Here is a 24,915-nt window from a genome sequence, read left to right as displayed (position 1 = left end):
GCCTCACATCCGGAAGACGCCGAAACCGGGTTCACCCAGCGGCGCGCTGGCGCAGGCCGTCAGCGCCAGCCCCACGACCTGCCGGGTCTCCAGCGGATCGATCACCCCGTCGTCCCACAGGCGGGCCGTCGCGTAATAGGCGTTCCCCTGCGTCTCGTACTGGGCGCGGATCGGGGCCTTGAAGGACTCCTCGTCCTCGGCAGTCCACTCCTCGCCGCGGCCCTCCAACTGGTCGCGCTTGACGGTCGCCAGGACGGAGGCGGCCTGCTCGCCGCCCATCACCGAGATCTTGGCGTTGGGCCACATCCACAGGAAGCGCGGCGAATAGGCCCGGCCGCACATCGAATAGTTGCCCGCCCCGTACGAGCCGCCGACCACGACCGTCAGCTTCGGCACCCGTGCGCAGGCCACGGCCGTCACCATCTTCGCGCCGTGCTTGGCGATCCCGCCCGCCTCGTAGTCACGGCCGACCATGAATCCGGAGATGTTCTGGAGGAAGAGCAGCGGGATGGAGCGCTGGTCGCACAACTCGATGAAATGCGCGCCCTTCTGGGCGGATTCGGAGAACAGGATGCCGTTGTTGGCGACGATCCCCACCGGATGGCCATGGATCCGCGCGAAGCCGGTGACCAGCGTCGTCCCGAACTCGGCCTTGAACTCGGCGAACCGCGACCCGTCGGTCAGCCGGGCGATGATCTCCCGGACGTCGTACGGCGTGCGGGAGTCCACCGGCACCGCCCCGTACAGCCCGGCGGGATCGGCCTTGGGCTCCTCGACCGGCTCGACCGGCCAGGGGAGCTCCCCGCGGGCGGGGAGGGTGGAGACGATGGTCCGCACGATCCGCAGGGCGTGCGCGTCGTCCTCCGCGAGATGGTCCGTGACCCCGGACGTCCGGGCGTGGACCTCGCCGCCGCCCAGCTCCTCCGCCGTGACGACCTCGCCGGTCGCGGCCTTCACCAGCGGCGGACCGCCCAGGAAGATCGTCCCCTGGCCCCGGACGATCACCGCCTCGTCGCTCATCGCGGGGACGTACGCCCCGCCGGCCGTGCACGACCCGAGCACGGCCGCGATCTGCGGGATGCCGGCGCCGGACATCCTGGCCTGGTTGTAGAAGATCCGGCCGAAGTGCTCCCGGTCCGGGAAGACCTCGTCCTGCATCGGCAGGAAGGCGCCGCCCGAATCCACCAGATACAGGCAGGGGAGCCTGTTCTCCAGGGCCACCTCCTGGGCGCGCAGATGCTTCTTCACCGTCATCGGGTAGTACGTACCGCCCTTGACCGTGGCGTCGTTGGCGACGATCACCACCTCACGGCCGCTGACCCGGCCGATCCCGGCGATGACCCCGGCGGCCGGGGCCGCCCCGCCGTACATCCCCTCGGCCGCGAGCGGCGCCAGCTCCAGGAAGGGCGAGCCGGGGTCGAGGAGCGTGTCCACCCGGTCGCGCGGCAGCATCTTGCCGCGCGCGGTGTGCCGGGCACGGGCCTTCTCGCCCCCGCCGAGCCGGGCGGCGGCGAGCCGGCCGCGCAGCTCGGCGGCCAGCTCCTCGTGCGCTTCCTCGTTGGCCCGCCAGGCCGCGGACGCCGGATCCGCGGCGCTGGTCAGCACCGGTGCCTGCTGCATCGCTCGTGGCTCCCCTGTGTCGTCTCTCTCGTCCCGCGATCGAGTCGTCCGCACCCGTCCCGCACGATTCGTGCCGTATTCGTGCCGCATTTGTGTTGGATCCACACAATTCAGCACGAATCGCGCGGACCGTCGCGTTAGTGGTCGTTAACTTCCTGTCCAGGTTAACGACCGCTAACACCTCTGTCTAGAATGATTTCCCATGAGCACCAGGACCGCCGCCCCGACCCGCCGCGAGCAGATCCTCAAGCAGGCCGCCCGTCTCTTCGCCGAGCGCGGCTTCCACGGCGTCGGGGTGGACGAGATAGGGGCCGCCGTGGGTATCAGCGGCCCGGGGCTGTACCGCCACTTCGCGGGCAAGGACGCGATGCTCGCCGAGCTGCTCGTCGGGATCAGCGGCCGGCTGCTGGACGGCGGCAGGAAGCGGGTGCGCGGTGCCGCTCAGGGCGACCCGGCCGCCGTTCTGGCCTCGCTGATCGACGGCCACATCGACTTCGCCCTGGACGACCGTCCGCTCATCACCCTCCACGACCGGGAGCTCGACCGCCTGCGGGAGAGCGACCGCAAGCTGGTGCGCCAGCTCCAGCGGCAGTACGTGGAGCTGTGGGTCGAGGTCGTACGGGAGCTGTACCCGCGCGTGCCGGAGGCGCAGGCGCGCGGCGCGGTCCACGCCGTGTTCGGGCTGCTGAACTCGACGCCGCACCTCGGCTCGTACGGCGGCGGGCCGGTCGGCCGCGAGGCGACGGAGGCCCTGCTGCGCCGGCTCGCCCATGGTGCGTTCGCCTCCCTGGGCGGGGACGGTCACGAGAGCCACCGCCCGCACGAGAAGGTGCGTGGCGGGCGTGAGGGGGCCGCCGGCCGGGCCGCCCGTACGGAACCCGTGGACCGGGGTGCCCGCGAAGGGTCCGTGGGCCACGCGCCCCTCGGTGTCTACGAGGTCTCCGAGGGCCTCGAGGGCTTCGAGGCATCCGATACCTCGGGCGCCTCGGATGTCCCGGGCGTCTCGAACGTATCGAATATCTCGGATGTCTCGGGGGCCTCGGGAGGATCGGGCGTCTCGGACGGTGAGTCATCGGTGTGACCCGCCCGCCACCCCGCCGCCGCGTCAACGGCCGCGCACGCCGTGCGGCGGAGCCGGCGTCGCACGCCACTGGGCGGTGGCGTGCGAGCGACTGACGGCACAATGGGCGCATGCCGATACCCAGCCGCGCCGCCCTCGTCGACCATCTCGTCCGCACGCGCATCGCCGGGGACGTCGCCACGCCCCGCGACAACAACCTCTCCCATTACCGCAAGCTCGCCAACGGCGACCGCCACTACTGGCTCGGGCTGGAACTGGGCGACCGCTGGACCGACGAGCAGGACGTGCTCGCCGTGATGGCCGAACGGTGCGGTGTCAGCGACGACCCGGAGCACCGGGCGGGTCAGGACACCATCGACCCCGAACTGACCGTCGACGCGCTGGAGCGGATGGCCGCCCGGCTGCGCAAGGCCGCCGAGGGGCGGCAGCGCGTGCTGTTCGCGACCGGCCACCCGGGCGGGCTGCTGGACGTCCACCGGCAGACCGCCGACGCCCTGCGGGCCGCGGGCTGCGAGATCGTACGGATCCCGGGCGGACTGATGGCCGACGAGGGCATGGTCTTCCAGTTCGCCGACGTGGCGGTGCTGGAGCGCGGCGCGACGCTGTGGCACACGCACTCCCCGGAGCCCATGCGGGCGATCCTCGACGGCCTGGAGCGCGGGGGCAGACCCCAACCGGACCTGGTGGTGGCGGACCACGGCTGGGCGGGCTGCGCGGGCCAGCGAGGGCTGGACTCCATGGGGTACGCGGACTGCAACGACCCGGCGCTGTTCCTCGCCGAGGCGGAGGGCACGCTCCAGGTGACCGTCCCCCTGGACGACCACGTCATGGACCCGCGCTTCTACGACCCGATGACGGCCTATCTGCTGAACGCGGCGGGGCTGATCTGATCGCCGGGACGCCTCCGCCCCGACGGCGGTGACGCGCTCCGCCCTCCTCAGCCGCGCGGCACCCGGACCACGCCCTCCTGCGCCACCGAGATCGCCGACTCGCCGTTCTGGGTGAAGATCCGCGCCTGAGCGAACGCGCGGCCGCCCGCGGACGACGGCGACCGCTGGTCGTACAGCAGCCACTCGTCCGCCCGGAAGGGGCGGTGGAACCACATCGCGTGGTCCAGGCTCGCGCCGACCACGTCCCCCACCGCCCAGCCGCCCCTGCCGTGCGCCAGCAGGACCGGGTCCAGCAGCGTCATGTCGGAGATGTACGTCGCCACGCTCGCGTGCAGCAGCGGATCGTCCGGCAGCTTCCCCGCGGTACGGAACCACACCTGCGAACGCGGCTCGCGCGGCCGTCCCGCCGTGCCGTACGGCGGCTCCGCCACATACCGGAGGTCGACCGCCGACCACGCCTGGAGCACCCGGTCCGCCAGGCGCGGATCCGCGAACCGGTCGGCGTACCGCGGCAGTGTCTCCGCGGCCGTCGGCAGCGTCTCGGGGTCCGGTGCCGCCGGCATCTCCTCCTGGTGCTCCAGCCCTTCCTCGGCGCGCTGGAAGGAGGCCGTCAGATGGAAGATCCGCCGGCCGTGCTGCGCCGCGACGACCTGCCGGGTGGCGAAGGACCGCCCGTTCCGGACGCGGTCGACGGTGTATTCGATCGGCGCGCCGGGGTCGCCGAGGCGCAGGAAGTACGCGTGCAGGGAGTGGGGCGTACGGTCCTCGGGCACCGTACGGCCCGCCGCCACCAGCGCCTGCGCCGCGACCTGTCCGCCGAAGACGCGCGGGACGACGCCGAAGCGGCCGCTGCCGCGGAAGACGTCCTGCTCGACCGGCTCCAGGTCGAGCAGGCCGAGCAGGGTGTCCAGGGCCTCACTCATAGGTGTCCAGCGCCTCGCTCACCGCGTTCGCAGGGATTCCGGAATCCGCGCGTTCCGTATCCGGCTCAGAGCCCCATGGACTTGGCGATGATCATCTTCATGACCTCGCTGGTCCCGCCGTAGATCCGGTTGACCCGGTTGTCCGCGTACAGCCGGGCGATCGGGTACTCGTTCATATAGCCGTAGCCGCCGTGCAGCTGGAGGCACCGGTCGATGACCCGGTGCGCGACCTCGCTGGTGAACAGCTTCGCGGACGCGGCCTCCGCGGCGGTCAGCTCGCCCAGGTCGTGGGCCTCCAGCGCGCGGTCGACGACGGCCTCGGCCGCGTCCACCTCGGCCTTGCAGGCGGCCAGCTCGAACTTGGTGTTCTGGAAGGCGGCGACCGGCTTGCCGAAGACGGTGCGCTCCTGGACGTACTCCTGGGCGAATCGCACCGCTGCGGCGGCCTGCGCGTAGGCGCCGACGGCGATGCCGAGGCGTTCCCGCGGCAGGTTCTGGCCGAGGTAGGAGAAGCCCTTGTTCTCCTCGCCGAGCAGGTCCTCGACCGGGACCCTGACGTCGGTGAACGACAGCTCGGCGGTGTCGGAGGTCCGCAGGCCGAGCTTGTCGAGCTTGCGGCCGACCGCGTACCCCTCGGACCTCGAGTCCACGACCAGCAGCGAGATGCCGAAGCGGCGGTCCTCGGCCGTCGCCGCGGCGGTCCGCGCGCAGACGATGACGCGGTCCGCGTGGACACCGCCGGTGATGAACGTCTTGGCGCCGTTGAGGACGTAGTGCGTGCCGTCCTCCGAGAGCCGGGCCGTGGTCCTCATGCCGGCCAGGTCGGAACCGGTGCCCGGCTCCGTCATGGCGATCGCGAACATGCACCGGCCACTGACGAAGTCGGGGAGCCAGCGCTTCTTCTGCTCCTCCGTGGCGTACGCCTTCAGGTACGGCAGGCAGAGCGCGACATGCACGCCGGAGCCGCCGAAGGAGACACCCGCGCGGGCGCACTCCTCGGACAGGACGGCCTGGAACTTGAAGGAATCCTGCCCGGCGCCGCCGTACTCCTCGGGCACCTCGATCCCGAATATCCCCAGGTCACCCAGGGTGTGGTAGAAGTCGCGCGGCACTTGGCCCGCCGCGTACCACTCCTCGTGGACGGGGACGACCTCGGCCTCGATGAAGGCGCGGAGGGTCTCCCGGAACGCCTCGTGGTCCTCGTTGTACACAGTACGGCGCACGGCGGAGGGCTCCTTCGCGACGGGCGAACGGGACGGATTAAGCGCTTGCTCAGGGAAAAGTTACCCGGGCGTTCGCAAGGGTGTCCAGAGCCGTCCGCCCTGCCCGCCGCCGCCCGCCCCCGGCCGCCGGAACCGGCTCCACCAGCCCGTCCCGGCGCGAGCGACTGGTGTGCCGGGAGTGCGCCGAGTGTGTGCCGAGCCATATCGCCGAAGCGTACGTATATGCATCATGGCTCCCGGCGCACGGCGAGAAGTGCGCCTTCCGACACGAAAAGGGCGGGAAACCACCGTTGACTCACCACCGAATAGCCCGGCGCGCCCGGGGCCCGCTCTCGGCTGCCCTGCTCGGCGGCGTCATCCTGTCGCTGGTCACGGGCGCCACGCCCGCGTCGGCGACGACCGCCGTGCCGGGCGTTTCGTGTACCTCGGGCAAGGCCGGCCTCGCCGCGAAGCTGAGCAAGGACATCAACGCGGCGCTCAAGAACCGCACGGCCACGACCGCGATCGCGTTCGACGACCGCACCACCGGCACCACCTGCGCGCTGCGGGGCACGCAGCGGTACGACTCCGCCAGCGTGGTCAAGGTGACCGTCCTCGCGACCCTGCTCTGGGACGCGCAGAAGACGAACCGCCCGCTGACCAAGCGTGAGACCGGTCTCGCCACGGCCATGATCACCAAGTCGGACAACGCCGCGACGACCAAGCTGTGGAAGCAACTGGGCGCGGCGAAGGTCAACGGTTTCCTGAAGGCCGCGGGGATGACCCGCACCACTCCGGGCGCGGACGGCTACTGGGGCCTCACCCAGATCACCGCCGGGGACGAGCAGCGGCTGCTGTCGCTGATCACCGACAGGAACCGGGTGCTCACCGACGCGTCGCGGGCCTTCATCCTGGACCGGATGCACAAGGTCATCCCGTCCCAGCGCTGGGGCGTCCCGGCCGGAGCGCCCTCCTCGGCCACCACCGAGCTGAAGAACGGCTGGCTCCAGCGCGATACCCAGGGCTGGCGTGTCCACAGCATCGGCGCCTTCACCGGCAAGGGCCACGACTACCGCATCAGCGTGCTCACGCAGAACAACAACACGATGCAGGACGGCGTCAACACGATCGAGGCCGTCTCCCGAGCCGTACACAAGGACCTCACCGCGGCCGCCTCGTAGTCCTGGTCCTAGGTCCCGCGCGGGGACGGCCTCGTTCCCGTCCACATCCGGCCTAGGTCTCCCGACCGGTCTTCGGCCGTCGAACGTTACAGCGGGATGAAATCCGTCCCGGCCCGCGTTGGTGTCTTTCGGCAGGTCAGGACGGTAAGCCGGGGGATCGGGAGGCTTCAGTGGCGGATGCGGGAGCGGGAGCGGGAGCGGCGGCCGACGCCGGAGCCGCGGCGGGGGCCGGTTCCACGGCGCGTGGTTCGACGGCGCCTGGTCCGACAGCACCAGGCTCGACGCCACCGGGCCCGGCGGTGGCGGTGGACGCCTCGCAGGGCTGGGCCCGGCGGCTGAGCGGATACGCGTGGCGCCACCGGCGTGACGTGCTGCTCGCGCTCGGCTCCTCGCTCGGCGGCATGGCCGTCATGGCCCTCGTCCCGCTGATCACCAAGGTCGTCATCGACGACGTGATCGGCACCGGCGAGCGCTCCCTCGCGGTCTGGACCGGCCTCCTGCTGCTCGCCGCGCTCGTCGTCTACGCCCTGACCTTCGTACGGCGCTACTACGGCGGCCGGCTCGCGCTCGACGTCCAGCACGATCTCCGTACGGAGATGTACGGCACGATCACCCGCCTCGACGGACGCCGCCAGGACGCCCTGTCCACCGGCCAGGTCATCGGCCGCGCCACCAGCGACCTCCAGCTGATCCAGGGCCTGCTCTTCATGCTGCCGATGACCATCGGCAACGTCCTGCTGTTCCTCGTCTCACTTGTGATCATGGCCTGGCTGTCGCCGCCGCTGACCCTGGTCGCCCTGGCCGTCGCGCCGGCCGTCTGGTACATCGCCCGCCGCAGCCGGGCCAGGCTGCACCCGGCCACCTGGTACGCCCAGTCCCAGGCGGCCGCCGTCGCGGGGGTCGTCGACGGGGCCGTGTCCGGAGTCCGCGTCGTCAAGGGCTTCGGCCAGGAGGAGCAGGAGACCGGCAAGCTCCGCGAGGTCGGCCGCGCGCTGTTCGCCGCGCGCCTGCGCACCGTACGGCTGAACTCCCGCTACACCCCCGCGCTCCAGGCGGTCCCCGCGCTCGGCCAGGTCGCCATGCTGGCACTCGGCGGCTGGCTGGCCACCCGGGGGCAGATCAGCCTCGGCACCTTCGTCGCCTTCTCCGCCTATCTGGCCCAGCTCGTCGGCCCCGTCCGCATGCTCGCCATGGTCCTCACCGTGGGCCAGCAGGCACGGGCCGGCGTCGAACGCGTACTGGAACTGATCGACACCCGGCCCACGCTTCAGGACGGCACGAAGGAACTTCCGGCGGACGTCGAGGCGTCGGTCGAGTTCGACGACGTCTCGTTCGGTTACGCGGGCGGACGCCCCGTGCTCGACGGCCTGTCCCTGGAGATACGGCCCGGGGAGACCGTCGCCGTCGTCGGCTCCTCCGGAAGCGGCAAGTCCACCCTCTCCCTCCTGCTGCCCCGCTTCTACGACGTGACGCGCGGTGCGGTTCTCGTCGGCGGCCATGACGTGCGGGAACTGACCTTCTCCTCGCTGCGCGCCGCGATCGGGCTCGTACCGGAGGACAGCTTCCTCTTCTCCGACACCGTCCGCGCCAACATCGCCTACGGCAAGCCGGACGCCACCGAAGAGGAGATCCTGCGCGCGACCCGGGCCGCCCAGGCCCACGGCTTCATCAGCGAGCTGCCCGCCGGTTACGACACCAAGGTCGGCGAGCAGGGGCTCACGCTCTCCGGTGGCCAGCGCCAGCGCATCGCCCTGGCCCGCGCCATCCTCACCGACCCCCGGCTGCTCGTCCTCGACGACGCCACCTCGGCCGTCGACGCCCGGGTGGAGCACGAGATCCACGAGGCGCTGCGCTCGGTGATGGCCGGACGTACGACCCTGCTCATCGCCCACCGCCGCTCCACCCTCGGCCTCGCCGACCGTATCGCTGTACTGGACGGCGGCCGGCTCACCGACATCGGCACCCACGAGGAGTTGCAGGAACGGTCCGCCCTCTACCGACGGCTGATCACGGAGCCCGACGCACCCGACGCCCCCGACGCCTCGGACGCGTCCGACGAAACCGGCGGACCCGGCGTGGCCGCCGGAGCCGACGAAGCCGACGAAGCCGAGAAAACGGATGCGGCCGCCGGAGTCGAGGCCACCAAGCCCGGTACCTCGAAGCCCGGTACCTCGAAGGCCGACAGCGCGAAGGCCGACAGCGCGAAGGCCGACAGCGCGAAGCCCGACACTGCCGGGGCCGGCCGAGCGGGTGAAGCCCCGCCCGCGAGGGCCCTGGAGGACGGCCGCGCGCTCCTGGCCGAGATCGACGCCGAGTTCGACGCCGAGCGCGGTGTCACCCCCGCCCTGTGGGTACGGGACGGAGCTCCCGCCGGCCCCCGCGACCCCGCCGCGCTCGACGCCACCGCCGGTGCCACCCCCGAACTGCTCGCCCAGGTGGCGGCCCTGCCCCCGGCCACCGACACCCCCGCCGTGGACGAGGCCCGCGCCGTCGCGGCCGAGGAGTCGTACGGACTGCGCCGTCTCCTGCGCGGGTTCGGACTGCCCCTGCTCGGTGCCCTCGCGCTGGTCGCCGTGGACGCGGGCATGGGCCTGCTGCTCCCGGTGCTCATCCGGCACGGCATCGACCAGGGCGTGGAACGGCTCGCCCTCGGTGCCGTATGGGCGGCGGCCTCGCTCGGTCTGCTGGTCGTGCTGGTCCAGTGGGCCGCGCAGACGGGCGAGACCCGCAGGACCGGCCGGACCGGTGAACGGATCCTCTACGCGCTCCGGCTCAAGATCTTCGCCCAGCTCCAGCGGCTCGGACTCGACTACTACGAGCGCGAGCTGACCGGTCGCATCATGACCAGGATGACGACCGACGTGGACGCGCTGTCGACCTTCCTCCAGACCGGTCTCGTCACCGCCTTCGTCTCCGTCGTCACCTTCTTCGGCATCCTCGTCGCCCTGCTCGTGATCGATGTCGAACTGGCCCTCGTGGTCTTCGCGACGCTGCCCGTGCTGATCCTGGGCACGGTCGTCTTCCGCCGGGGGAGCGTACGGGCGTACGAGCTGGCGCGCGAGCGCATCAGCGCGGTCAACGCCGACCTCCAGGAGTCGGTGTCGGGGCTGCGGATCGTGCAGGCGTTCGGGCGCGAGAAGGACGGCGTCGAGCGCTTCACCGGTCGCAGCGCCCACTACCGCGCGGCCCGGGTGCGCGGCCAGTGGCTGATCTCGGTGTACTTCCCCTTCGTGCAACTGCTGTCCTCCGTGGCCGCGGCGGCCGTGCTGATCGTCGGCGCCGGCCGGGTGGAGGCCGGGACGCTGACCACCGGCGCGCTCGTCGCGTACCTCCTCTACATCGACCTGTTCTTCGCCCCCGTGCAGCAGCTCTCGCAGGTCTTCGACGGCTACCAGCAGGCGACCGTCTCCCTGGGCCGGATCCAGGAACTGCTGCGCGAGCCGACCTCGACGGCCACTCCCCGGGAGCCGGTGGACGTGCTGTCGCTGCGCGGCGAGATCACGTTCGAGGACGTGCACTTCGCGTACCGGGCCGAGGAGGCCCCCGGTGCGTCCGACACGACGGCGCGCCCGGAGCCGTCCGACACGGCGGCGCGCGCGGAACCCCCCGCTGCGAACGAGCGCGCCGAGGCCGCTCTGACCGGCGTCGACCTGCGGATACCGGCAGGTCAGACCGTCGCCTTCGTCGGAGAGACCGGTGCCGGGAAGTCCACCCTGGTCAAGCTGGTCGCCCGGTTCTACGACCCCTCGCGGGGCCGGGTCGCGGTCGACGGCACCGACCTGCGCGCGATGGACCTGACCTCCTACCGGCGCCGGCTCGGCGTCGTCCCGCAGGAGGCGTACCTGTTCGCCGGTACGGTACGGGACGCCATCGCGTACGGCCGCCCGGAGGCGAGCGACGCCGAGGTGGAGGCCGCCGCCCGCGCGGTCGGTGCCCACGACATGATCGCCACGCTGGACGGCGGCTACCTGCACGAGGTGACCGAGCGCGGCCGAAACCTCTCCGCCGGCCAGCGCCAGCTGATAGCCCTGGCCAGGGCCGAGCTGGTGAACCCGGACATCCTGCTGCTCGACGAGGCCACGGCGGCCCTGGACCTGGCGAGCGAGGCGCTGGTCAACCAGGCCACCGACCGGCTGACCGGCCGCCGTACCGCCCACCCGTCACCGAGCGCCGGCGCGCGCACGACCCTGATCGTCGCGCACCGGCTGACGACGGCGGCACGCGCGGACCGGGTGGTCGTCCTGGACCACGGCCGGGTCGTGGAGGACGGCACGCACGACGAACTGCTCGCGCTGGACGGCCGGTACGCGGAGCTCTGGCGGAGCTTCATCGGCGAGGCGCGGCCCGCCGACGAACTGTGCGAGGAGCCGGCGGCCGTGTCGTGAGTCCGGTGGCCTGGTGACCGCGGTCACCAGGCCACCAGGCCGTCGGGCCGTCGGGCCGCGGGACGACCGCGTGGTCCCCGGGGCCCCGACGCGGCCTCGTCGGCCGGGGCCTCGGCGCAACCGATTCCGGGCCCCCGCGCGTCGTACAGGCGTGCGCCTTCGTGTCCCGCGTGTCCACGTGTGCGCGGTGTGCGCGCACGCGTATGCCCAACTGACCGCAGGAGAAGGAAGCACACGTGTTCAGTCGCGCCGGGACCGACAGCCGCACGACCGGCGGCCCCGCCCACGGCGTCACGCGCAGCGTGACGTACGGCCTCCTGCTGCCTCTCACCGCCGGCGCCCTGGTACTGGCCGGTCCGGGGCAGAGCAGTGCCGAGGCGATGTCCGTCTGCTCCGGGCGCCCGCAGCAGACGGTGCGCTTCGCCACCGGTGAGCTGCGCGTCTTCAAGAACCGCGACTACGCCTGCGCGATCACCGTGGCCAAGAAGCCGGGGGCGAAGCGGACGATGTCGGTCAGTCTCCAGGCGCGCGGTGCCTCGCCGGTGGTGGACAAGGGGACGTTCACCCGGCAGGCGGGCCCGGTCACGGTGCACGCCCTCAACCGGTGCGTACGGGCCTCGGGGGCCGTGTCCGGGAAGGGCGGCTCGACGGGATGGATCCTGTGCTGACGCGCCTGTGCTGACGCCGTGCCGCCGCGTCTGTGACGTGGCGGTTCATGGGGCCGAAGGGCGGTCAGGGGTGGCGGCGGGTTCCCGACCGGGCTAGGTTCGCGGCGTCTGTCATGAACACAGGGGAGTGTGAATGCGCAAGGCGCTGAGATGGCTGTTGTCGTTCGTGCTGGTGATAGGCACGGTCGCCACGGCCGGTGCGGCCACCGCCGCCGAATCCGGTGGGGGCACCGACACCACCGACATCAAGGACCGGATCCTCGCCATCCCGGGGATGAAACTCGTCCAGGAGAAACCGTACGAGGGGTACCGCTACTTCGTCCTGACGTACACCCAGCCGGTGGACCACCGGCATCCGGCCAAGGGGACGTTCGAGCAGCGCGTCACGCTGCTGCACAAGGACACCAGCCGTCCCACGGTCTTCTTCACGGGGGGCTACAACGTCTCCACCAACCCGAGCCGCAGCGAGCCGACCCGGATCGTCGACGGCAACCAGGTCTCCATGGAGTACCGCTTCTTCACCCCGTCGCGCCCGCAGCCGGCCGACTGGTCGAAGCTGACCATCTGGCAGGCGGCCAGTGACCAGCACCGGATATTCACCGCGCTGAAGCGCATCTACTCCAAGAAGTGGCTGGCCACGGGCGGCTCGAAGGGCGGCATGACCGCCACCTACTTCGAGCGCTTCTACCCGGACGACATGGACGGCGTCGTCGCGTACGTCGCGCCCAACGACGTGGTGAACCACGAGGACTCGGCGTACGACCGGTTCTTCGAGCGCGTCGGCACCAAGGAGTGCCGCGACCGGCTGAACGCGGTGCAGCGCGAGGCGCTGGTCCGGCGCGCGCCGCTGGAGAAGAAGTTCCAGGAGTGGGCGGACGCCAACGGCACGACGTTCACCACCATCGGTTCGCTCGACAAGGCCTACGAGGCCACGGTGCTCGACTACGTCTGGGGCTTCTGGCAGTACAGCCTGCTCGCCGACTGCGACGGCATCCCGGCCGCCGCCACCGCCTCCGACCAGGAGATCTACGACAGCGTCGACACGATCTCGGGCTTTTCCGCGTACACCGACCAGGGCCTGGCCACCTACCAGCCGTACTACTACCAGGCGGGCACCCAGCTCGGCGCGCCCACGATCAAGCTGCCGCACCTGGGCAACCTGAGCCGGTACGGCTACCAGCCGCCGCGCAACTTCGTGCCGCGCGACATCGCGATGCGCTTCGAGCCGTCGGCGATGCGGGACATCGACAACTGGGTCCGCCGGCACGCGAACCAGATGATGTTCGTGTACGGGCAGAACGACCCGTGGGGCGCGGAGCCCTTCCGGCTCGGGCACGGCGCGCGCGACAGCCATGTGTACGTCGCGCCGGGCGCCAACCACGGCGCCAACGTGGCGGGCCTGGTGCCGGACCAGCAGGCGAAGGCCACGGCCCGCATCCTGTCCTGGGCGGGCGTGGCGCCGGAGGCCGTGCGGAAGGACGCGACGAAGGCGAAGCCGCTGTCACCGTTCGACGCCCAGCTCGACCGGCAGAAGCTGGAGCGGCGTCAGACGCTGAGGCCGTAACGCGCGGGAAGCGGGGGACGGGGGTGGTCCGTTGCCGCCGGAGAACGACGGCAGCGGACCACCCCGACGCAACCGGACACCCGGACACCCGGACACACGGACACACGTGTCCGCACCCGCCCCCCGCGCCTGACCCCGGCGCCATGCGCCTGACCGCGGCGCCATGCGCCTGACCGCGGCGCCATGCGCCTGACCGCGGCGCCATGCGCCTGACCGCGGCGCCATGCGCCTGACCCCGGCTCCACACGCCGCTACGACCGGTAGCCGAGCCCGTGCCCGATCGGATACAGCACCCGCGCGGGATCGTCCGCGCGCTGGACGGGTACGGGCAGCCGCCCCCGGGGCCGGGTCCGGCCGGCGATCACCCGGGCGGCGGCGCGCAGTTCGACATCGGTCCAGGAGTACGTGGCCAGGGACGCCCGGACACCGGGCAGGTACGCGATGTCGTACGGGTTGCGGACGGCGACCGTGATCACCGGCACCCCGCTCGCGACCAGCGCGTTCACCAGCGTGCGCTGCGAACTGGCCGTCGAGACGTTGTACGTGGCCACGACCACCGCGTCCGTGCCGCGCGCCGCGGCGACCGCCTGGTCGATCCCGGCGGCGGTCGGCGCCGTACCGGTGGACCGCGCGGTCGCGCTGAAGCCCAGCTCGGTCAGCGCCTTGGCGAGGACGGTGGTCGGCGGCCCGGTCGTCCCGGAGGGCGAGGCCGGGTCGGCACCGACGACCAGCACCTTCTTCTCCCGCCGCCGGCTCAGGGGCAGCAGATTGCCCTCGTTGACCAGGAGGGTGGTGGTCGCGTCGGCGATCCGGTCGGCGGCGGTGAGGTGCGCGCGGATGCCGACGACCCGGTCCACGCCCGTCCGGGAGACATAGGGCGGATGGCGGAACAGGCCGAGGCGGTCCTTCAGTTCGAGGATGCGCAGAACCGATTCGTCCAGCCGCTTCTCGCTGATCTCGCCGGATCTGACCGCCGTCAGCACCGCGTTCCAGGCGAGTGACAGGTCGGGCGGGTCGAGCAGTTGGTCGACGCCCGCCTTGAGGGCGAGGACGGGCACGCGGTCGTCGCCGTACTTCTTGCGGACGCCCTCCATCCTGAGCGAGTCGGTGGTCACGACCCCGTCGTAGCCGAGCTGTTCCCGCAGGACGCCCGTGACGATGGGGTGCGAGAGCGTGGCCGGGTCCTCGTCGGGGTCGAGCGCCGGGACGACGATGTGCGCGGTCATGACCGAGGTGATGCCGGCGGCGATCGCGGCCCGGAACGGCGGCGCGTCCAGCTCCGTCCACTGCTCACGGGTGTGATGGATGGTCGGGAGCGAGTAGTGGCTGTCGTCCTTGGTGTCGCCGTGCCCGGGGAAGTGCTTGGCCGCGGTGGCGATTCCCGCGCCCTGGTAGCCCTTGACCTGGGCGGCCACCCGGTCGGCGACGGCCTGTGGATCGGCGCCGAAGGACCGTACGCCGATGACGGGGTTGGCCGGGTTGACGTTGACGTCCGCGACCGGCGCGTAGTTCTGGTTGATGCCCATGGCGGCCAGCTCGGCCCCGGCGATCCGCGCCGCCTCGCGCGCGTCCGCGGGTGAGCGGGACGCGCCGAGCGCCATCGCGCCCGGCAGCAGCGTGGCCGGCTTGCCGACGCGCGCGACGATGCCGTGCTCCTGGTCGGTGGCGATCAGCAGCGGTACGGGGGTGGGCTGGGCGAGGCCCGCCTTCTGGATGCCGTTGGAGAGGCCGGCGATCTGGTGCGGGTCGCGGGTGTTGTGCGCCCAGGCGAAGTAGATGATGCCGCCGACGTGGTACTTCTCCACCAGCTCCGCGGCGGTGCGGACACCGATCTCGGCGAGGTTGGCGTCGATGTCGGCCTGGTCGGGGGCGGTGGCGGAGTGCCCGTACACCCGCATGACGAAGACCTGGCCGACCTTCTCCTGGAGGCTCATACGCGAGACGAGCCGGCGGAGGCGGTCCCGCCGCGCGGCACCGGCGGCATCGGCGGCATCGGTGGGACCGGTGGGACCGGTGGGGCCGACTGTGGAGAGGGCGGACGCGGGGGCAGGGACGGCGGTGACGGCGACCGCCGCCGCTGCTACGGCGGTCGCGCTGAGGAGGGTGCGTCTGGGGATGGTCCGGTCGTGCACTGGTGCTCCTTCCGGCCGTGCGCTGCGAGGGAAGTGAAGAAAACTTCCAAAGCCCCACGCATATAAGGAAAGTAAGTGCCAGTCAAGGGATGACCGCCGACGCGCCGACGCGTCGCGCGGCGGGGGCAGTGCGGTCTACGCCAACGCCTGTGTCTCCGCCGTCGCCACCGCCGGCCAGTGCCGCCGGAGCGTCTCCACCGTGGCCGTCACGGCCGGGCGCCGTGCCGCGCCCGTACGCCACAGGGCGTACAACCGGCGCATCGGCACCGGATCGAGGGCGACGGCGTGCACCCCCTCGGGCAGCGGCCCCCGCCCCAGGCGCGGGATCATGGCGATGCCGAGGCCCGCCGCCACCAGCGCCAGTTGGGTGTGGTTCTCCTCGGCCTGATGGGCGAGGTCGGGTACGCAGCCGGCCGCGCGCAGCGTACGCACCAGCCAGTCATGACAGACCGTGCCGGGCGGCTGGCAGATCCAGCGCTGCCCCGGCAGGTCCTCCCGCCGCACGCGCGACCGCGCGGCGAACGGGTGCCCGGCCGGGACGAGCACGTCGCACAGGTCGTCGCCGATGACCGCCTGCTCGACGCCCTCGGGGGCGGGCAGCGGGGCGATGTCCCAGTCGTGGGCGACGGCCAGGTCGATCACTCCCCGGGCCACCAGGTCCACGGACAGGTGCGGATCGATCTCCCTGAGCCGGATGTCCAGCGTCGGGTGCAGCCCGGCCAGCTCGGCCAGTACACCGGGGAGCAGCCCCCGGGCGGAGGACGCGAAGGCCCCGACCACCAGCCGGCCGGTGGGCTGCCCCCGGCGCTCCTCCAGAGTGGTCTCGGCGCGCTCGACGATGCCGAGCAGTTCCTCCGCCGTGGTGGCGAGGTGGCGGGCCTCGTCGGTGAGGGCCACCCCGCGGCCGCGCCGCTCCAGCAGGGTCGTACGGGTCTCCCGCTCCAGCTTGGTGATCTGCTGCGACACGGCGGACGGGGTGTAGCCGAGCGCCGCGGCCGCCGCGGCGACGGAGCCGTGGACGGAGACGGCGTGCAGCGCGCGCAGCCGGGCCAGGTCGAGCACGGTCAGCCCCTCCTTCAGTGTGATTAAGCAATGCTCAATTGCATCATGAAGAAGTCGGCGCTGGTGCTACATGGTCACGGTCGCTGATGCTCTCCGTATGCGCGCCACACACAAGGCTCTCGCCGTTGCCGTCGCCGCCGTCTGGGGGGTGAACTTCGTCGTCATTGAGGTGGGACTCGGCCACTTCCCGCCGCTGCTGTTCTCCGCGCTGCGGTTCCTCGTCGCCGCAGTGCCGGCCGTCTTCTTCGTGGGGCGGCCGAAGGTCGCCTGGAAGTGGGTGATCGGGGTGGGCCTGGCGCTCGGCGTGGCCAAGTTCGGCCTGCTCTTCATCGGCATGGACCGTGGCATGGACGCCGGTCTGTCGTCGCTCGTCCTCCAGATACAGGCCGTGTTCACGGCGCTCTTCGCGGCGGTCGTACTGCGTGAACGGCCGGGCGGGACGCGGCTGCTGGGCATGGGCGTCGCGCTCGCGGGCATCGCGGTCGCGGCGGCGGACGAGGGGGTGTCGGGGTCATCGGCCGCGTTCGCGCTGGTCATCGCCGCCGCGGCCTGCTGGGGAGTCTCGAACGTCCTCACCCGTAAGGCGTCCCCGCCGGACGCCCTGAACTTCATGGTGTGGGTGTCGGTCGTGCCCGTGCTGCCGCTGCTCGGTCTCTCCCTGGTGTTCGAGGGGCCGGACGCCGACGCCGCCGCGATCAGGGGGATCGACCTGACGGGAGCGGGGGTGATCCTCTACGTCGCCTGGGTCACGACCGTCTTCGGCTTCGGCGCGTGGGGCTGGCTGCTCCGGCGCCACCCCGCCTCGTCCGTGGCCCCGTTCTCCCTGCTCGTCCCGGTCTTCGGGATGTCGTCGGCGGCGCTGTTCCTGGACGAACCGATCGGCCCGCTGCGCTGGTGCGCGGCGGCCCTGGTGGTCGGGGGCGTGGCGCTCACGTCGCTCACGTCACTTACGTCGCTTACGTCGTTCAGGTCGCTCACGTCATGGAGTGTCCGGTCGAAGGGGAAGGGCGCGCGGGAACAGGCCGAGGGACCTGGAGGCCGGGAGCGGGAGGCCGCCACGGCTCGGGCGGGAGGAGCCGGCCACTCCTGAAGGGCGGGCGGGGCCGCGCCCGCCCCGGGGGCGGGCGCGGGCACCCCGTATCTCAGCGGTACGCGGCGATCAGGCCCTCCAAGTGTTCCCTGCCGGGCGCCAACTGCTCCGGCAGCTCGCGCGCCTGGGGGTACCAGCGCTTCTCGTACTCCCAGCACACCCAGCTGTCGTCGTCCAGCAGCGCCAGGCACTCGCCCAGGGGCAGCACGCCCGCCCCCAGGGCCAGCGGTGTCCTGTCCTCCGCCGAGGCGATGTCCTTCACCTGTACGTAGCCCAGGTGCGGCGACAGCACCGCGTGCGTGGTGACCGGGTCCTCGCCCCCGAGCCACGTGTGCATCACGTCCCACAACGCCCCCACCTGTGGGTGTCCCACCGGGCCCAGCACCCGGGCCGCCGCCACGCCCGTCCGGTGCGAGTCGTGCGTCTCCAGCAGGATCCGTACGCCGAAGTCCGCCGCCAGCTCCGCCGCCGCGCCCAGCCGGCGCGCCGCCACCGCGTCCGCGTGGGCCGGATCCTGGTCGCCGCCGCCCGGGAACACCCGTACGTTCGCCGCGCCGAGGTCCCGGGCGAGCCACAGCAGCTCCTGCAACTCCGCGCGCAGCGCCTCCTCGTCCGTGCCCTCCTCGTCCCCCTCCGCCTTCGCCACCCGTACGTATCCGGCGACGGTGAGGATCTCGACGCCCGCCCGCCGGAACTCGTCCACGACGGCGGCACGCTCGGCCGTTCCGATGCCCGGGTGCACGGGCTCCTCGGGATGGCCGCGCAACTCGACGCCCTGGTAACCGGTCGCGGTCGCGAGCGCGACGACCTCGGGGACGGGCAGGCCGGGGACTCCGAGGGTGGAAAAGGCGAATTTCATGGCGCAGATCCTTTCTGAGCGAGGGCCCGGGAGGGAAGAGGGCGGCGCGACGTGATCCCGCACCCTGCCGGTACGTGCCGCGCCCGACCGCCCGCCACGTGGGTACCCGGCCCCACGCGTGCCAAGCACGTCGTCCTGCCCCACGCGTGCCAAGCACGTCGTCCTGCCTCGCGCGTGCTGAGCACGTCGTCCTGCCTCGCGCGTGCTGAGCACGTCGTCCTGCCTCGCGCGTGCTGAGCACGTCGTCCTGCCCCACGCGTGCTGAGCACGTCGTCCTGCCTCACGCGTGCCGAGGTGCCGCCGTGGACTCCCGCGCCTTGAGCTCCGCCCCGATCGTCGCCACCCCGCCCGGCGGCGGCGCCTCCGTCCCCATCGCCAGCCGCCCGGCGCGCGCCCCCGCCTCGTGCAGCGGCAGCCGTACGGTCGTCAGCGCGGGCACCGCGTCCACCGAGAACGGCAGGTCGTCGAAGCCCGCCACCGAGACGTCCGCCGGGATCCGCAGCCCCCGTTCGCGCACCGCCGCACACGCTCCCAGCGCCACCGTGTCGTTCGCGGCGACCACGGCCGTCAGCTCCGGGGCCCGGCTCAGCAGTTCCAGCGTCGCCGTGTAGCCGGCGTCGCGGGTGTACGGACCGTGCACCGTGAGCGGCCGCCCCTGCGCGTCCCGCGCCTCCGGGACGCCCGCCGCCGCCAGGGCCTCACGGTGGCCCTCCAGCCGGTGCCGGGTCGTCGTACGCTCCGCCGGGCCCGCCACGTAACCGATCCTGCGGTGTCCGAGCGCGAGCAGATGCTCCGTCAGCCGCCGTGCGCCGCCCCGGTTGTCGAAGGCCAGCGCCGCCACGGCCGCGTCACTGCCCGGCAGCGGCGGCCGGCCGCAGAGCACCACGCGCGTCCCCGCGTCCGCGAGTTTCGCCAGCTTCGTGGTCATCGCCTCGATGTGGCCGGGGTCCTCCAGCGCGCCTCCGGTGAGCACGACCGCCGCCGCACGCTGGCGCTGGAGCAGGGTCAGGTAGGTCAGCTCGCGCTCGGGCGAGCCGCCGGTGTTGCAGACGACGGCGAGCTTCTCGCTCCCCGCCCGCCCGGCCGCCCGGCCGGCGCCGACCGGGCTTGCCGCGCCCACGGTGCCCGCCATACTGCCCGCCGTGCCGCCCGTCGCGCTTGCCGTGCCTGCTGTACCACCCGCCGTGCCCGTCGCCGCGGAGCCCTGCCGTCCGCTCTCCGGGGCGACCGCTCCTTCCTGCCCGCCGATCTCGGTCTGGGCCGCTCCCGCCATGATCCCGAAGAACGGGTCCGCGATGTCGTTGACGAGGATGCCCACCAGGTCGGAGGTGGCGGCGGCGAGCGAACTGGCGGGCCCGTTCAGCACGTAGTCCAGTTCGTCCACCGCCCGGAGCACGCGTTCGCGGGTGGCGGCGGCGACCGGGTAGTTGCCGTTCAGCACGCGGGAAACCGTCGCGGGCGACACCCGGGCGCGGGCTGCCACGTCCGACAGTGTGACTGTCATCGCTCTCCTCCGGGTGAGATCAGGTCCGGCCCCTTGTACCGGCCGCTGTCGCAGGCTAGCGTTTTACCCCGTAGAAAGCGCTTGCTACGGCTCTGTGGAGGGAACTTTCGTGACACGCAGGACAGTGCGGATCGCCATGAACGGCGTCACGGGGCGGATGGGGTACCGGCAGCATCTGGTCCGCTCCGTCCTCGCGATCCGAGAGCAGGGCGGACTGGACCTCGGGGACGGTGAGGTGCTGTGGCCCGAGCCCGTTCTCGTCGGCCGGCGGGAACACGCGCTCGAAGAGTTGGCGGGACGGCACGGTCTGACCGAGTGGTCCACCGACCTGGACGCCGTGCTGGCGGACGAGACGGTGGACGTCTACTTCGACGCCCAGGTCACCTCCGCCCGGGTGGAGGCCATCAAGAAGGCGATCGCCGCGGGCAAGCACGTCTACACCGAGAAGCCGACGGCGACCGACCTCGACGGCGCCCTCGACCTGGCCAGACTCGCCGATGCCGCCGGGATCAAGCACGGTGTGGTCCAGGACAAGATCTTCCTGCCGGGCCTGCTCAAGCTGAAGCGCCTCATCGACGGCGGTTTCTTCGGCGAGATCCTCTCCGTAAGGGGGGAGTTCGGCTACTGGGTCTTCGAGGGGGACTGGCAGGAGGCGCAGCGCCCCTCCTGGAACTACCGCGCGGAGGACGGTGGCGGCATCACCGTCGACATGTTCCCGCACTGGGAGTACGTCCTGCACGAGCTGTTCGGACGCGTCACCAGCGTTCAGGCGCACATCACCACGCACATCCCGCAGCGCTGGGACGAGCGGGGCAAGCCGTACGCGGCGACCGCCGACGACGCCGCGTACGGGATCTTCGAACTGGCCGGCGGGGCCGTCGCGCAGATCAACTCCTCCTGGGCGGTCCGCGTCAACCGAGACGAACTGGTCGAGTTCCAGGTCGACGGCACGCACGGCTCGGCCGTCGCGGGACTGCGCCGCTGCCGGGTGCAGCACCGCAGCGCCACGCCGAAGCCGGTGTGGAACCCGGACCTGCCCGCCACCGAGTCGTTCCGCGAGCAGTGGCAGGAGGTTCCGGACAACGCCGAGTTCGACAACGGTTTCAAGGCGCAATGGGAGCTGTTCCTGCGCCATGTCGCGCTGGACACGCCGTACCACTGGGACCTGCTCGCGGGCGCGCGCGGCGTCCAGCTCGCCGAGCTGGGCACGCGGTCGTCAGTGGAGGGCCGCCGCTTCGACGTACCGGAGCTGACTCTGTGACCCTGCGACTCCCGTCCGCCGATGGCGGATTCAGGACATACGTCCCCCGATCGGAACCGGCAGCGTTCCTGATGGATACGGCGGCGAGCGCCCCGGCGAGTACGGCGGCGAGCGGCTCGGCGAGTACGGCGGCGAGCGCCCCGGCCGGCACGGCGGCGAGCGGCTCGGTGGTCGGCTCGGCAAGCGGCTCGGCAAGTGGATCGACGGCCGGTCCGCCTCTCGCCTCCCGTACGGTCTTCTCCGCGGCCCACGTCGTCGCCGACCCCTACGCCGACGTCAGCCCGGACGGGCCGGCCGCCGTCGACTGGGACGCCACGCTGGCCTTCCGCCGTCATCTCTGGTCGCACGGGCTCGGGGTGGCCGAGGCCATGGACACCGCGCAGCGCGGCATGGGCCTGGACTGGGCGGGCGCGGCCGAGCTGATCCGGCGGTCCGCCGCCGAGGCCGAAGCCGTCGGCGGACGCATCGCGTGCGGCGTGGGAACCGACCAGCTCGCGCCGGGGCCGCACGACCTGGGGACGGTACGCGCCGCCTACGAGGAGCAGTTGGCGCTCGTCGAGGAGACCGGATCGCAGGCCATCCTGATGGCCTCGCGGGCCCTCGCGGCGGCCGCGAAGACACCGGACGACTATCTCGACGTGTACGCGCACCTGTTGCGCCAGGCGGCGGAACCGGTCGTCCTGCACTGGCTCGGGCCGATGTTCGATCCTGCCCTGGAGGGGTACTGGGGCAGTACGGATCTGGACGCCGCCACCGAGACCTTCCTCCAGGTCATCTCCGACCACCCGGACAAGGTCGACGGCATCAAGATCTCCCTGCTGGACGCCCGGCGCGAGGTCGAACTGCGTCGGAGGCTTCCCGACGGCGTGCGCTGCTACACGGGGGACGACTTCAACTACCCCGAGCTGATCGCGGGGGACGAGCGCGGTTTCAGCCATGCCCTCCTCGGCATCTTCGATCCTCTGGGGCCACTGGCCGCGCAGGCCGTCCGGCTCCTGGACACCGGCGACGTCGCGGGCTTCCGCGACCTGCTCGACCCGACCGTCGAACTGTCCCGCCATCTCTTCCAGGCGCCGACGCGCTTCTACAAGACGGGCGTCGTCCTGCTCGCCTGGCTGGCCGGCCACCAGGACCACTTCGCCATGGTCGGCGGGCTCCAGTCGGCACGTTCGCTGCCGCATCTGGCGCGGGCGTACGAACTGGCTGACGGGCTCGGCCTGTTCCCCGATCCCGTGGCGGCCGAGGCCCGGATGGCGTCCCTTCTCAGGGTGTACGGGGTGGACCATTGACGGACACGGACACGGACACGGGCACAGGCACGGACACGGACACAGGCACGGACACGGGCACAGGCACGGACATGGATTCGGATACGAACGCGGACGTGGGCCGGGGGGGGGCGAGCGTGGACGGTGACGGTGGCGTGGAAGCGCTGGTTGCCCCGGGCGACCTCGCCCGCTTCAGCATCAACCAGATGACGGTCAAACAACTGCCCCTGCCGGAGCTGACGGAGGCGTGCGTACGTCTCGGAGTGCCCGGCGTCGGCCTGTGGCGCGAACCGGTCCAGGCGTACGGCGTCGAGGCCGCGGCGAAGCTCGTGCGGGACGCCGGCCTCGCGGTCACCACCCTCTGCCGGGGCGGCTTCCTGACCGCCACGGACCCGGAACTGCGGGCCGCCGCGCTGGCCGACAACCGCGCGGCCGTCGACGAGGCGGTGGCGCTCGGCACGGACACCGTCGTGATGGTCTCCGGCGGCCTCCCGGAGGGGAGCAGGGACCTCGCGGCGGCCCGTGAGAGCATCGCCGACGCGCTGGCCGAGCTGGCTCCGTACGCGGGCGACCGCGGTGTGCGCCTGGCGATCGAACCGCTGCACCCGATGTTCGCCTCGGACCGCTGCGTGGTCTCGACCCTCGACCAGGCTCTGGAACTGGCCGAACGCTTTCCCGCCGACCAGGTCGGGGTCGTCGTGGACACCTACCACATCTGGTGGGACGACCGCGCGCCGGCGGCCGTCGCCCGCGCGGGGGAGCGCATCTTCTCCTTCCAACTGGCCGACTGGACCACGCCTCTTCCCGAGGGCGTCCTGAACGGCCGCGGCCAGCTCGGCGACGGCTCGGTCGACTTGAGGGCCTGGCGTGAACGGGTGGAGGCTGCGGGCTACGACGGGCCGGTCGAGGTGGAGCTGTTCAACGAGCGGCTGTGGCAGGGGGACGGCGTGCGACTGCTCCAGGAGGTCGTGCGGCGGTACGTGAGACACGCGTTGTGACGCGCGCGTTGTGATGCGCGCATTGTGACGCGTGTTCGGTGACATACGCGTGGTGGGCACGTGGTGACGCACGCGACGCGGGGCGAACTCGTTCCGAGGTACGGCCGACCGGGCGGCCGGCGGTCATCCGGCCGCCTCCCGGTCGGTCTCTCCCGGCCCCCGGAACGTCCTCCTGTACGCCGTCGGGGTCACGCCCGTGGCCTCCTGGAGGTGGTGCCGGAGCGACACCGCCGTACCGAAACCGGAGTTGGCCGCCACCCGGTCGACGGGGAGGTCGCTCTCCTCCAGAAGCTGGCGGGCCCGTTCGACGCGCTGGCGTATCAGCCATTGGGCCGGTGAGAGCCCCATCTCCTCACGGAAGCGGCGTGTGAACGTCCGTACGCTCATGGACTCCAGGGCGGCCAACTCCCGCAGCGGCAGCGGACGGTCGAGGTTGTCCACGGCCCAGGCGCGCGCCCTGCGGGTCGAGGAGACCGTCGGCTCGGGGACCGGGCGGCGGATGTACTGGGCCTGGCCGCCGTCCCGGTGCGGGGGCACGACGGTGGTACGGGCCACGGCGTTGGCGACCGCCACCCCGTGGTCGCTCCTGATCATGTGCAGGCACAGATCGATCCCGGAGGCCACGCCCGCGGAGGTGAGCACATCGCCGTCCTCCGTATAGAGGACGTCGGGATCGAGCAGCACATCGGGGTGCAGCGCGCGGAACTGATCACAGGACTGCCAGTGGGTCGTGGCCCGCCGGCCCTTGAGCAGCCCGGCGGCGGCCAGGACGAACGAACCCGTGCAGATGGAGGCGATCCGTGTGCCGGGCCTGATCAGCCCCAGCGCGGCGGCGAGGGGCGCGTCGAGCCGTCCGTCGCCCGGCGTGTAGTCCTCGTCCGAGGTCGGCACGATCACCGTGTCCGCCTCGGCCAGCACCTCGGGGCCGTGCGCCACATTGACCGTGACATCCGCGTCGGTACGTATCGCCCCGGGGGAGAGCGTGCAGGTCAGCACGGTGTACAGCGGCTCGCCCGAAGCGGACACGGCCTTGCCGAACAGTTGGTGCACGATCCCCAGCTCCATCTGGAGCAGGCCGGGACGGACGAGCACGGCGACACGGTGGGAACCCGGACGGCCGGGACGGCCGGGACGGCCGGGATGGCGAGGACCGTGAGAACGACGAGAAGCTGCCATGGCCCGATTCTTTCCCGTCCTGACTGTCGGGCAACTCGAACAGCCGAACCG

Annotated in this window: 17 protein-coding genes and 1 pseudogene; 10 read left to right on the top strand and 8 right to left on the bottom strand. The window is 72.1% G+C overall.

Annotated features, from left to right (window positions below; genetic code table 11):
- Positions 1-3: 3 nt before the first annotated feature.
- Entirely contained in the window at positions 4-1,620 is a 1,617-nt protein-coding gene (locus IG02_RS0117855; protein ID WP_030748463.1) for a carboxyl transferase domain-containing protein, read from the bottom strand.
- Between the two features lie 202 nt (positions 1,621-1,822).
- On the opposite strand from IG02_RS0117855, the pseudogene IG02_RS0117850 reads away from it, so the two are divergent.
- Together IG02_RS0117850 and IG02_RS0117845 are read left to right on the top strand one after the other, a co-directional pair.
- A pseudogene (locus tag IG02_RS0117850) lies at positions 1,823-2,410 on the top strand (TetR/AcrR family transcriptional regulator); the annotation flags it as partial.
- Between the two features lie 401 nt (positions 2,411-2,811).
- The gene (locus IG02_RS0117845; RefSeq protein ID WP_030748458.1) at positions 2,812-3,591 is read left to right on the top strand and encodes a phosphatase; all 780 of its coding nucleotides are present in this window, start codon (positions 2,812-2,814) and stop codon (positions 3,589-3,591) included.
- A 47-nt stretch (positions 3,592-3,638) separates the two neighbouring features.
- Here IG02_RS0117845 and IG02_RS0117840 read toward each other — a convergent pair whose 3' ends face one another.
- Complete coding sequence (locus tag IG02_RS0117840) at positions 3,639-4,514, bottom strand: acyl-CoA thioesterase (protein WP_030748455.1); 876 nt, start codon at positions 4,512-4,514, stop codon at positions 3,639-3,641.
- Positions 4,515-4,579: 65 nt separating this feature from the next.
- Positions 4,580-5,737: an acyl-CoA dehydrogenase family protein gene (locus IG02_RS0117835; RefSeq protein WP_030748452.1), complete on the bottom strand. Its 1,158-nt coding sequence runs from the start codon at positions 5,735-5,737 to the stop codon at positions 4,580-4,582.
- A 290-nt stretch (positions 5,738-6,027) separates the two neighbouring features.
- Here IG02_RS0117835 and IG02_RS0117830 point away from each other — a divergent pair, with 290 nt between their 5' ends.
- The 4 genes from IG02_RS0117830 to IG02_RS0117810 all read left to right on the top strand — a co-directional run bounded on the left by IG02_RS0117830 (position 6,028) and on the right by IG02_RS0117810 (position 13,514).
- A complete protein-coding gene (locus tag IG02_RS0117830) occupies positions 6,028-6,897 on the top strand; it encodes a serine hydrolase (protein WP_037803265.1) in 870 nt (289 codons plus the stop codon).
- 305 nt (positions 6,898-7,202) lie between these two features.
- Positions 7,203-11,282: an ABC transporter ATP-binding protein gene (locus IG02_RS36570; protein WP_063756812.1), complete on the top strand. Its 4,080-nt coding sequence runs from the start codon at positions 7,203-7,205 to the stop codon at positions 11,280-11,282.
- 302 nt (positions 11,283-11,584) lie between these two features.
- The gene (locus IG02_RS0117815) at positions 11,585-11,950 is read left to right on the top strand and encodes a hypothetical protein (protein ID WP_030748447.1); all 366 of its coding nucleotides are present in this window, start codon (positions 11,585-11,587) and stop codon (positions 11,948-11,950) included.
- Between the two features lie 133 nt (positions 11,951-12,083).
- Positions 12,084-13,514 carry a S28 family serine protease gene (locus tag IG02_RS0117810; protein ID WP_030748444.1) on the top strand — a complete coding sequence of 477 codons (1,431 nt, stop codon included), beginning with the start codon at positions 12,084-12,086 and terminating at the stop codon, positions 13,512-13,514.
- A gap of 251 nt (positions 13,515-13,765) precedes the next feature.
- Here IG02_RS0117810 and IG02_RS0117805 read toward each other — a convergent pair whose 3' ends face one another.
- Positions 13,766-15,646 carry a glycoside hydrolase family 3 protein gene (locus IG02_RS0117805; protein ID WP_030748441.1) on the bottom strand — a complete coding sequence of 627 codons (1,881 nt, stop codon included), beginning with the start codon at positions 15,644-15,646 and terminating at the stop codon, positions 13,766-13,768.
- 135 nt (positions 15,647-15,781) lie between these two features.
- Positions 15,782-16,708 (bottom strand): LysR family transcriptional regulator, encoded by a 927-nt coding sequence (locus tag IG02_RS0117800; protein ID WP_030748439.1) that lies wholly within the window; start codon positions 16,706-16,708, stop codon positions 15,782-15,784.
- 97 nt (positions 16,709-16,805) lie between these two features.
- Between IG02_RS0117800 and IG02_RS0117795 the strand changes: the two genes are divergently transcribed.
- Positions 16,806-17,798: an EamA family transporter gene (locus IG02_RS0117795; RefSeq protein ID WP_078854575.1), complete on the top strand. Its 993-nt coding sequence runs from the start codon at positions 16,806-16,808 to the stop codon at positions 17,796-17,798.
- Positions 17,799-17,850: 52 nt separating this feature from the next.
- Here the strand turns inward: IG02_RS0117795 and IG02_RS0117790 are convergent, their stop codons facing one another.
- Together IG02_RS0117790 and IG02_RS0117785 are read right to left on the bottom strand one after the other, a co-directional pair.
- Entirely contained in the window at positions 17,851-18,657 is an 807-nt protein-coding gene (locus IG02_RS0117790; RefSeq protein ID WP_030748434.1) for a sugar phosphate isomerase/epimerase family protein, read from the bottom strand.
- Positions 18,658-18,937: 280 nt separating this feature from the next.
- Positions 18,938-20,161, bottom strand: a complete 1,224-nt coding sequence (locus IG02_RS0117785) for a LacI family DNA-binding transcriptional regulator (protein ID WP_030748431.1) — start codon at positions 20,159-20,161, stop codon at positions 18,938-18,940.
- A 109-nt stretch (positions 20,162-20,270) separates the two neighbouring features.
- Between IG02_RS0117785 and IG02_RS0117780 the strand changes: the two genes are divergently transcribed.
- From IG02_RS0117780 to IG02_RS0117770, 3 genes are all read left to right on the top strand, one after another.
- The gene (locus IG02_RS0117780) at positions 20,271-21,422 is read left to right on the top strand and encodes a Gfo/Idh/MocA family protein (RefSeq protein ID WP_030748429.1); all 1,152 of its coding nucleotides are present in this window, start codon (positions 20,271-20,273) and stop codon (positions 21,420-21,422) included.
- On the top strand, positions 21,419-22,711 hold the full coding sequence (locus IG02_RS0117775; protein WP_234314794.1) for a dihydrodipicolinate synthase family protein: 1,293 nt from the start codon (positions 21,419-21,421) through the stop codon (positions 22,709-22,711). Before IG02_RS0117780 ends, IG02_RS0117775 begins: the two co-directional genes overlap by 4 nt.
- A 185-nt stretch (positions 22,712-22,896) precedes the next feature.
- Positions 22,897-23,688 carry a sugar phosphate isomerase/epimerase family protein gene (locus IG02_RS0117770; protein ID WP_051765286.1) on the top strand — a complete coding sequence of 264 codons (792 nt, stop codon included), beginning with the start codon at positions 22,897-22,899 and terminating at the stop codon, positions 23,686-23,688.
- A gap of 123 nt (positions 23,689-23,811) precedes the next feature.
- Here IG02_RS0117770 and IG02_RS0117765 read toward each other — a convergent pair whose 3' ends face one another.
- A complete protein-coding gene (locus IG02_RS0117765; RefSeq protein ID WP_078854573.1) occupies positions 23,812-24,864 on the bottom strand; it encodes a GlxA family transcriptional regulator in 1,053 nt (350 codons plus the stop codon).
- Positions 24,865-24,915 lie beyond the last annotated feature (51 nt).

This window comes from Streptomyces sp. NRRL F-5135 (assembly GCF_000719775.1).
Lineage (GTDB): Bacteria > Actinomycetota > Actinomycetes > Streptomycetales > Streptomycetaceae > Streptomyces > Streptomyces hebeiensis.
This window is presented reverse-complemented; position numbering and strand designations above follow the sequence as displayed.